This is a genomic window from Allocoleopsis sp. (genome assembly GCF_036703385.1).
GTDB lineage: Bacteria > Cyanobacteriota > Cyanobacteriia > Cyanobacteriales > Coleofasciculaceae > Allocoleopsis.
In genome coordinates, this window is sequence record NZ_DATNPA010000373.1 from 1 (window position 1) to 10,328 (window position 10,328).

Consider the following 10,328-nt stretch of genomic DNA (forward strand, 5'->3'; position numbering starts at 1 on the left):
CGCACCCATCCTTATCTTCGGCTGGCTGAGTCAACGGCAATTAGTCCGGGGTCTGACATTTGGGGCCGTGAAATAATATGAATTTCCTGAATGTCTGCTACAGATGCTTTTCTTGCTCCTCCCTTACCAAGGGGGGCTGGGGGGGTCGATGTGTAGCATCTGAAAAGGAAATTGATATAGCAGTTAATGACAGCTAGTTAATCTTTTCTTAAATGCATTGATAGGAGCATTTCATGTCAACAGTTGTTTTAAGAGATATCCATAAAAGGTATACCGACACTGAGATCATCAAAGGTGTCGATTTGGACATCAACGATCGCGAGTTTGTAGTTTTCGTCGGCCCATCTGGTTGTGGGAAATCAACCTTACTCCGCATGATTGCCGGACTAGAAGAAATCTCCTCTGGCGATCTATTAATTGATGGAGAGAGAGTCAATGATGTCCCGCCAGATAAACGCGGCTTGGCAATGGTGTTTCAAACCTACGCCCTGTATCCTCACATGACAGTAGCGGAGAATATGGCCTTTAGCCTCCGCCTTGCAGGTGTGCCAAAAGCCCAACGGTTTGAACGGGCGCGAGAGGTTGGTCGCGTCCTGCAACTAGAGCCACTCTTGAATCGAAAGCCCAAAGAACTCTCGGGAGGACAGCGTCAGCGGGTGGCAATTGGTCGTGCTCTGGTGCGTAATCCCAAAGTGTTTTTGTTTGATGAACCGCTGTCAAACTTGGATGCTGCCTTGCGCGTACAGATGCGGCTAGAACTCGCTAGCTTACACGACAGTCTGCAAGCCACCATGATTTACGTGACGCACGATCAGGTTGAGGCAATGACACTTGCCGACAAAATTGTCGTGTTGCAGGGCGGCATTGTGGAACAAGTGGGTTCCCCCCTGGAACTGTACCACCATCCCCGCAATCTATTCGTTGCCGGATTTATCGGTTCACCTAAAATGAACTTCCTGTCGGTTACGGTGTCCGCCGTGAATGACTCTGGTACAACAGTCAAGCTTCCCGGTGACGCCAGCGTGACGATTCCCGTTAAGCCCGGAAGTTTGTCAGTTGGGGACAGAGCAACCTTAGGCATTCGACCCGAACACCTAAGACTCGATCCAAATCATCCAACATTGCCTGGTGAAGTAATGGTTGTGGAACGACTGGGTGGAGAAACGTTTCTCTACGTCAAGATTGCCGATGGCGAGACTCTAATCGTGCAAACCGATGGAGACAATCCCAGCCGGATGCACGATCGCGCGCTCATCCACATTAATGGCGATCTTTGCCATTTGTTCAATCTATACGGTGAATCCATTCCCAAAGCTCGTCGTCACCACCTAATGCATGAATCTCATGAACAGCAATATCAGCACAGAATCAGCCATCAAGCTGAATGAAGCATCCTTGTCTCGGTTGCCTGAAAATGTTCGCGTACCCAAATACGATCGCCATCAAATCACCAACGGAATTGTGCATATTGGGGTTGGTGGATTCCATCGAGCGCATCAGGCGTTATATCTCGATAATTACTTTCATCAAAAACCTGGCAGCGACTGGGGAATCTGCGGGGTTGGATTGCTGGAGTTCGACAAACGGATGCGCGATGCACTTCAATCCCAGGATTGTTTATATACCTTGGTTGAACGTTCACCAGAAGGCGATTCGGCACGCATCATTGGCGCAATTACTCAATATCTGTTTGCACCTGATAATCGGCAAGCCGTGATTGATGCTATGGCAGACCCCAAATGCCGCATCGTCACCCTAACGATTACGGAAGGGGGCTACTACTATGTTGAAGGTAGCGGTGAATTCGATGTCAATCACCCGACCATTCAGTACGATTTGCAACATCCTAATGAGCCGATCGGAGTGTATGGCTTTTTAACAGCAGCACTCGATCAGCGTCGTCAACAGGGATTGGCACCCTTTACCGTGCTATCCTGCGACAACTTGCAAGGCAACGGCAACATTGCACAAAAAATGTTAACGGCATTTGCCCAGCTACGCGATCCAGAGTTGGGACATTGGATTGCTGAAAACGTTGCCTTTCCCAACTGCATGGTCGATCGCATTACTCCCGCCACAACTCCATCAGATATAGAAATGGTGGTTGAACAGTTCGGGATTGAAGATGCTTGGCCGGTTGTAGCAGAGCCATTTTTACAGTGGGTAGTCGAAGATAATTTCAGTGCAGGTAGACCGGATTGGGAAAGCGTTGGTGTTCAGATGACCAACGATGTTCATCCCTACGAGATGATGAAAATCCGGCTGCTTAATGCCAGCCATCTACTAATTGGTTATCTCGGCTCTTTAGCAGGCTATACCTATGTCCATGAAGTTATGGCCGATCCATTGATTCGGGAAGCCGTTGAACAGTTGATGGAAGAAGTAACGCCCACGCTTCAGCCTGTTCCGGGAATTGATTTGGACGATTACAAAAAAACTTTAATTGAACGATTTGCCAATCCTAAAATTCGCGACCAACTTCCGCGTCTGTGCCTCAATAGCTCAGCTAAAATACCAAAATTTGTGCTGGGTTCACTGCGCGACGCACTGCGACAGGAAGATGCGATCGACTACTTGAGCTTAACGATTGCTGCCTGGTTCCGTTACCTCAATGGAAAGGATGACCAAGGCAATCCCATCCCTATTGATGACCCAATGACAGATATCTTGACTCAACGAGCTCGCGAAGGCGGCTCCGATCCCAAACCCTTGCTTAGCCTATCCGAGATTTTTGGAGACTTGGCGCAGTCGTCGCGTTTCGTCGAGGCAGTTACTGCCAAGTTGCACAGCTTGTATGAGTTGGGTGCCAAAGGAACGCTAGCCCGAGCAACACAGGTGCACTAATGGAATCATCAAATTAGTATCAGGATAGGAGGGCGATTGGCTGACGTAGTAATTGGTTTAGATCTGGGCACAGGGGGAGTGCGGATGATCGCAGTTGACCTGCAAGGGAAAATTATTGCTCAAACGACGAGAAGCTATCCCCTGTTAACCCCACAGTCCGGTTGGACAGAGCAAAACCCATTGGATTGGGTTGAAGCCAGTCTAGAGGCTCTATCCAATGTTACTCAACAGCTAGATGGACACAGAGCAATCGCCCTCGGTTTGTCTGGACAAATGCATGGGATGGTTCCACTTGATGCAGAAGGCAGAGTCATCAGAGCAGCAATTTTGTGGAACGACCAGCGCACGGGTAAAGCTGTTGAAGAGATTGAAGTTACTATCTCCCGTCAAGAGTTGATTCAGCGCACTGGAAATCCTGCGATTACAGGGTTTCAGCTTCCAAAGTTAGTATGGTTGCGGACTGAAGAACCGCAAGCCTATGCTCTGCTCCGACATAGCCTGTTACCAAAAGATTATCTCGGATACGTACTGACGGGCGAACGGGTGACAGAGCCGTCTGATGCGTCTGGTGTGGGGTGTTTGAACCTGGCGAGTCGGCAATGGGATACGGATATTCTTAATGCCCTCAATATTAGTCCAGCGTTGTTCCCCACTGTGGTTGAGTCTACTGCGATCGCGGGACGGCTGCGATCGGACATCGCTGCCCGTGTAGGACTTCCGGCGGGATTACCTATAGTCGCCGGAGGAGGCGATAATGCAGCAGCAGCAGTCGGGTTGGGCATTTCATCGAGTAATCTCAATCGAGGGAGTCTGAGTATCGGCACATCAGGTGTAATCTTTGCACCATACGATCGTCCAATTCCCGATCCACAAGGTCGGGTGCATTTGTTCTGCCATGTGGATGGTGGATATCATTTACTAGGTGTGACGTTGGCGGCAGGAGGTTCTTTGCGTTGGTATCGAGACACCTTTGCACCGCAAATTGCCTACACCGATTTGATGGACATGGCAGAAACTTCACTTCCCGGTGCGCGTGGTATTCTATTTCTGCCCCACCTATCAGGAGAACGCAGTCCGCACCTCGATCCAGATACTCGCGGTGCTTGGGTTAATTTGTCATTGGCTCATACGCAGGCGGATCTAATTCGTGCTGTACTAGAGGGTGTGGCCTTCAGCCTGCGAGCAGCGTTGGAAGCAATCGGCGAGCTCACTCCCGTTCATCAACTCTTGGCAACAGGTGGAGGGGCGCGATCGAACATCTGGTTACGAATTTTGGCAGATGTTTTGCAAACCGAACTCATCGCTCCCAAAGCTGAAGAAGGAGCCGCTTATGGAGCAGCAATCCTGGCAATGGTAGGGGTTGGTGCATACCCCAATTTGGAAGCTGCATTTAAGACACTGCCCCAAGGCAGTAATACAGTACAACCACAAGCTAATCCTCTATACGAAGAAGCGTTCAAGCGATACAAGTTACTGTACGAAGCGCTAAAAGCTGTTCGTTGGAGGAAGGCGGAAAGACATTGATGAATGAAAGAAGGTAATGGGTAATGAGAACTCCCAACCAATTACCAATTATAGCAACCGCCAAGGCGGTTAAGTCGCTGTGCGAAGCACGGCTTCCATTGCATCCCTCAGACAGTTGAATTGAGTTAATTGCTTACGAATTCGACTCTTTAACCATGACCAGCATTGCTCAATTTTATTCAGATCGGGTGAATACGATGGCAAGTATTTTAACTGACAACCTGCTGCTTCAATTAATTCAATAATACGCCCACCTTTATGAAATGTAGCATTATCGGCAATAACTATTTGTCCAGGTTTTAGTGATGGTATTAAACAATTTTCTAGCCAAATTTCAAATACAGTTCTGTTACAAGCACCCTCAATAGTAAAAGGAGCGATTATCTGACCATTACAATAGCCAGCAATCATATTAATTCTTCCTTGTCGTTTCCCGCTTTTTAGAGCATTAAATCGTTTCCCCCTTTTATTCCAACCATAGCCATAATCTTCTCTGTTATCCATTCCTGCTTCATCTATATAGACTCTTTCTTATGGTCTATACGTCGCTATCTCTTCTTTAAATTTCAGTCGTTTAACTTCATCTCGCTCTCGATAACCATAAGTTTTTTTTTACGACTAAACCCAATTTTATTAGAATGAAATTGCTCAACTGTTACAGCGACAGATGGTCAGACAGGTCTAGAAAAAGCCAGAAGTCTTATCCCTGACTTAATTGCTGGTTATACTGAAAGGCATGGCGTTCAGTCATCTGGTTTATCGCAGCAATGTAAAGGGAAAGCAACACCATGATGTTGAGTATAGGATATACTGAGATTCAAGCTGAAATTGAGTCTGGTTTAAAAGAAATAATGGCTTCGCAGGGTGCGCTCGTTGTGGCACTGGGAAATTGGAAAACTGGGCAGTGCATTTGCCAAGAAGGTATTGATAGTCCTCTGTTCCCCAATAGCAAAATTAGCATGGCGGTAACAGGCAACGCTAAAGTCATCCAAGCCAAGATGGAGGTTGCCAAGGCGCTCCAGTTTTCAGATAAAATTGATCAGATATTAATTGCACTCTCATCGCAGTGGCACTTAATGAATATTCTCTCGGCAGAAGACTATTTTATTTATTTAGCTCTAGATCGAAAATCTTCCAACATTGCAGATGGTACGTTAAAAATGATGAAGGTTGACAGGAAACTATCGCCACTACTCAATTCATACTTGCCGCTTCCTAGTTTTTAGACAATAAGGGATAGCTACAGGATCTGAGGGGGCGACAAGCGCCCCCCAGCCATCGATATGTAAAGGTTTGAGCAAATTGTGCTATCTCACCAACACAGGCTTGTATACGCTCTTGTTCTTCGGGGGTCATCGTCATTACTCTCAGAAGGAAGATACTGTCTTATTTTGCCCAATTCCAGGCTAGTTTTGCTATCGGGTAGGACAACTGCGCCAACAGACGATTTAATATATGATTATCATTCTCTACCCGAGCCATAAGCGATCACATACCGCTATTTTTGCAAAATTGGGATGCACCCCTGTTACATCCTTTTGATGTGATTACTGTGCCTAGCTTCGTGTATGACACGGAGTTAATGATTTTGACATTGAGTTTTAGCACACACTATCTGTAGCGTGCTTGCGTAAGTCCTGAACTATATGGTTTGGGCATAGGTTTCGCTCCGGCGATGCCGGAGCTATAATCAAGGTCTACTTTCAGTTTATGCCTTAACCGCCTTGGCGGTTGCTATACCAATTACCCATTACCCATTAGCAGTTATAGATGAGGATTTGCTATGATTCCTGAGCGGATCAATCGGCTTAAGGTAGAGCGGGTTGATGAGCTGGCTTAAGGTATTGCTCAAACCATTGGCTGGCTAAACGCGCCACTTCCTCGAGTGCCCCTAACTCCTCAAATAAGTGTGTCGCGTCAGGAATAATCTCAAGCTGCTTTTCACTATGCAGATGCCTGAGTGCGTCCTGATTTTTTTCCAGAACCGGGATGTCGTTTCCGCCTACAATCAGGAGGGTTGGTGCCTTAACGCGAGACAACGCAGAGCCAGCCAAGTCGGGGCATCCGCCGCGAGAGACGATCGCACGAATTCCCTCTGGATGTTCTGCTGCCGCGACCAATGCTGCCGCACTCCCTGTACTGGAACCCAAGAAGCCAATACCCAGGTTCTGGGTTGTTGGGTTCTCAACTAACCAGTTGATCGCACTGGCAATCCGCTCACGCAGGAGGCCGATATCAAAGCGGAGGTGCCTCAGCTGTCGGTCTGTTGCCACCTCCTGAGGGGTGAGTAGGTCAATCAACAGGGTTGCCAGTCCCGCTTGACACAAAACTTGGGTAACGTAGCGATTGCGGGAACTGTCTCGATTGCTGCCACTGCCATTGGCAAACAGAACAACCCCTCGTGCCTTTTCGGGCACTCTTAGATTCCCTGCCAGACGAATCGAGCCAGCAGTGACCGAGACCAGGCACTCTTGTGCGTTGCATGGTGATGTCCTGTTCATTGGCCTATCCTCCTTGTTGGAATGGATTGTGATGTGGACGTATGCGATCGGCTGTTACTGAGTGTACTAGCGTTCTTGCTAGCTCTCTTGCAACCTAGCAACGTCAGTATGGTTGACGATCATAGCCCACCTCAATTGATTTTGGGGTTGCTCACTTTACCTCTGGCTACCAAATACCCTCTTTATAGGGGCTGAGTTGTAACCCGCTTAGCAGATTGCGAACCTCTGCGTCAGTTGTTGGTGAGAAGTTTTCATACCACAGGCTAATCGATTGGAGTGGTTCAGGTGTAATAAGACAGACCACTTGGTCTACTTCTGTCTTCAACTCCTGGCAAGTGGCGTTTGCCGCAACTGGAACAGCGACTACAATCTGTTCAGGTTGCTGTTGATGTAAGGTGGCAATCGCCGCACGTACCGTTGAACCCGTAGCAATGCCGTCATCGACCAAAATAACTGTGCGCTGCTGCACGTTGGGGATAGGGCGACCGCCTCGGTAAGCGCGATCGCGTCGCTTCAATTCCTGCTGTTCTCTTGCAGCAACCCGAGCAATCACTGCCCTGGAAATCCCTAGCCATTTGACCACATCGTTATCAATTACCATCACTTCGCCTCTAGCAATGGCTCCCATCGCCAACTCTTCCTGTCCCGGTACGCCCAGCTTCCGCACCAGGCAGATATCTAAGGGGGCTTTGAGTACTTTTGCCACTTCAAAGGCGACGGATACACCGCCACGAGGAAGCCCCAACACCACTACGTCCGAACGATTGGCATAGGCTGTGAGTTTTTTAGCTAGCAACTGCCCCGCTTCAGTTCGGTCTCGAAATCGTATTTTCATCAACCCCACCTCCCTTACCTGTGTCATTCGATTTTGGATTTGAGATTTTGGATTTTGGATTTTGGATTGACCTCCTTACTGTCATCTAGGAGGGATAAATCCGGGGGCTTGAAACCAGGAAAAATTTTCTTTCTCTCTCTGTTGGCGATCGCTTACTTGATGGCACGCTTGTGCCCCATAGCTTTGTTTAACCCGTTAACGTTGAACGGAGGATTAATTGCTCAATTTTATGAATAGAGTTTGCCTTTGGGGCTAGTATTATGGATTTTATAAGAGTCGGTCTCCCTTAGATTCTGACTTCTGAAGTTGATGGCTCCAGTACCTCGGTTGAGAAAAAGTGTACCATTTATTAATTTTCCTCTGTTCAGCCTGTAGCGATGATTGAAGCTCTAGTTTTTGTATCGATTAATGAGCTTTTGAACCACTCTTACGTTAGCAATTTTTAATTCAAAAATCAACCTCATTAAAAATTAGTTACATTGGCAAAAATGTATTAATAAAAATTGACCAAAAGGGGAGTAGGGAGTAGGGAATCGGGAATAGCGAAAGCACTGGATAGTTATTTCTGCCATGCTGCCCTAGATTGTTCACTCAGAGATAGAACGTGTTACGGGAATTCTTTCAACCACTGATTTTTCCAAAATTCACACACGGCGACGGACGCATTGTAACCATAGGTATAGAGGTGCCATGCAACTGGGGAACTGACTGCGTACTGTGCCTCTCAGGCGGGGAGGGGTACTCCTGACCAAAATGATAGCGTGAAGCGAAGCTATAGCGATCGCGAAGCCTTAGCGACGTAAGGAGCGTCGGAACGAGCGTCAGCGCTACTGCTTACTCTGTTGGAGAAGCCGAAGCGTCGCGCAGATCGCAGATGAAACCAAAGAAAAGCCCCTAATGCGTGAGGTCTAATCTACGGTTAGACGGCAAGCTGATTGATTGTGAATCGTGATTAATGACTTATTCTATCGACATAGACTAGACTGGGATTACTCAGTGAATTACCGTAAAATAAGCGTAACTTTTGTTCTTTGGGGTGCGGGTGCGTCGGCGCATTTTTGCAGGTGAGTTTCCTATTGATTTCAGGCTTCTCTTCTTGATTTCTTCAAGGTTCAGATTAAGAGATAGCCATCCGTGACAGCTTGAAGCGAATATCTAGCTGACTTCAACCAGCCAGAGAATCTTGTTTCGGAGTCAATAGAGCTGAATTCTTACATCCAAAACAGATGAGTAGCCTTTTAAACAAACTCCTGCCTCTTTTAGCCATACGCCGCAAAGAATATTTAACCGTTGATCGGGAATTTAACATTCTCGAAACCTCTATGGCTGTGCAACGGTTTGCTGAATTTCCTGAGGATGTCATCAAGGGACAGGATGTGCGTATCGGGTTTCCCGAACTGCTTGGCCTTGAAGATATCTTAATCGATATCCTTGAAGAACGGCAGACCAGTTTTGAGATACAAGCCATTGCCCGTACTTCTGACCAAGGGACTCCTATCTATGTCGATCTTTGTGCCGTTAAAAATCACTATGATGAAGACTCAAATCATTACTTAATCATATTTTTTGAAGAAGTAACAGAAAGGATGATTTTAGAGCAAAACTTAGTTCAGTCATCCAATGAAAAGAGTCTTTTATTAAGTGCTTTGACAGCATCCAAGGCTTATATCGAAACTATTCTGATTTCGATGGTAGATGCTTTAATCGTTACCACGCCATCCGGAATCATTAAAACTATCAATAGAGCCACTCAACATTTATTAGATTACAGCGAAGAAGAACTCATCGGTCAGCCTCTCTCAAGGGTGACTCGTGAGGATAACATTTTACTCGCTGCTACTCAACCACCACTGTTATTTCAAGAAGCTCTGAATGTTGTAGAAGTCATCTGTCAGACCAAAACAGGAGAAAAACTCGCGATCGCATTTTCCTGTTCTGCGATTCAGACTGATGTAGAGGGCGTACAAAATTATGTCTATGTGGGTCGAGATGTCACCGAGCGTCAGCGAGCACAAAAGCGACTCGCGGTGCAGTATGCTACCACTCGCATTATGTCCGAGTCAGCTACCCCTAGCGAGGCTATCCCCAAAATTCTGCAAGTTATTGGTGAAAACTTAGTATGGGATTTGGGTGAATTCTGGACAGTAGAGGGTGAAGGGGAGAGCCGGAGCTTGAGTGAAGAGAGAGCGGGAGAGGAAGAGATTGGGGGAAGTTCTCAACTCTTTCCCCAAGATGAGCAGCAAGCCTTTACCTCCAGCTTTTTTCCTGCTACGTTATCACCCCCTCATCGCCTGACTAAAGCTGCGGTTACCTCCCCACTCCAGTTCCGGTCACCCTCTCTCCAATTGCGGTGTGTGGAAAGTTGGGTGAGGCCATCCCTTTGCATTTCAGAATTTATTGAGATCAGCCGTCAAACAACTTTGCCTCCAGGGCTTGGGTTGGCAGGTCACGTTTGGGCCTTAGCACAGCAGGCTGATCAGGTCATCACCTCCGGTTACTGGAGTACCGATATTGTCGAGGACACCCATTGCCAACGCTCCGAGCAAGCCTCTCTTGCCGGACTGCATGGCGCATTTGCAATTCCCATCCAGAGTGACGGTGAAGTTTTGGGAGTAATTGCGTTC

8 protein-coding genes and 1 pseudogene are annotated in these 10,328 nt (G+C 47.4%); 6 read left to right on the forward strand and 3 right to left on the reverse strand.

Going from position 1 to position 10,328, the window contains the following annotated elements; translation table 11 throughout:
* Positions 1-233: 233 nt before the first annotated feature.
* The 3 genes from V6C93_RS18555 to xylB are packed head-to-tail and all read left to right on the forward strand — an operon-like array spanning position 234 to position 4,368.
* Complete coding sequence (locus V6C93_RS18555; protein ID WP_333478152.1) at positions 234-1,388, forward strand: sn-glycerol-3-phosphate ABC transporter ATP-binding protein UgpC; 1,155 nt, start codon at positions 234-236, stop codon at positions 1,386-1,388.
* Complete coding sequence (locus V6C93_RS18560) at positions 1,345-2,844, forward strand: mannitol dehydrogenase family protein (RefSeq protein ID WP_333478153.1); 1,500 nt, start codon at positions 1,345-1,347, stop codon at positions 2,842-2,844. Before V6C93_RS18555 ends, V6C93_RS18560 begins: the two co-directional genes overlap by 44 nt.
* 36 nt (positions 2,845-2,880) lie before the next feature.
* Entirely contained in the window at positions 2,881-4,368 is a 1,488-nt protein-coding gene (xylB, locus tag V6C93_RS18565) for a xylulokinase (protein ID WP_333478154.1), read from the forward strand.
* A 69-nt stretch (positions 4,369-4,437) separates the two neighbouring features.
* Here xylB and V6C93_RS18570 read toward each other — a convergent pair.
* Positions 4,438-5,000 (reverse strand): annotated as a pseudogene (locus tag V6C93_RS18570) (IS630 family transposase); the annotation flags it as partial.
* Positions 5,001-5,156: 156 nt separating this feature from the next.
* On the opposite strand from V6C93_RS18570, the gene V6C93_RS18575 reads away from it, so the two are divergent.
* Positions 5,157-5,594 (forward strand): hypothetical protein, encoded by a 438-nt coding sequence (locus tag V6C93_RS18575; RefSeq protein ID WP_333478155.1) that lies wholly within the window; start codon positions 5,157-5,159, stop codon positions 5,592-5,594.
* Positions 5,595-6,176: 582 nt separating this feature from the next.
* Here V6C93_RS18575 and V6C93_RS18580 read toward each other — a convergent pair.
* Both V6C93_RS18580 and V6C93_RS18585 read right to left on the reverse strand, forming a co-directional pair.
* Positions 6,177-6,869 (reverse strand): dienelactone hydrolase family protein, encoded by a 693-nt coding sequence (locus tag V6C93_RS18580; protein ID WP_333478156.1) that lies wholly within the window; start codon positions 6,867-6,869, stop codon positions 6,177-6,179.
* Positions 6,870-7,035: 166 nt separating this feature from the next.
* Positions 7,036-7,704: a phosphoribosyltransferase gene (locus V6C93_RS18585; RefSeq protein ID WP_349262759.1), complete on the reverse strand. Its 669-nt coding sequence runs from the start codon at positions 7,702-7,704 to the stop codon at positions 7,036-7,038.
* Between the two features lie 108 nt (positions 7,705-7,812).
* On the opposite strand from V6C93_RS18585, the gene V6C93_RS18590 reads away from it, so the two are divergent.
* Positions 7,813-7,941: a hypothetical protein gene (locus tag V6C93_RS18590; protein ID WP_333478158.1), complete on the forward strand. Its 129-nt coding sequence runs from the start codon at positions 7,813-7,815 to the stop codon at positions 7,939-7,941.
* Positions 7,942-8,930: 989 nt separating this feature from the next.
* A partial coding sequence (locus tag V6C93_RS18595; RefSeq protein ID WP_333478159.1) for a PAS domain S-box protein occupies positions 8,931-10,328 on the forward strand: 1,398 nt, incomplete at its 3' end.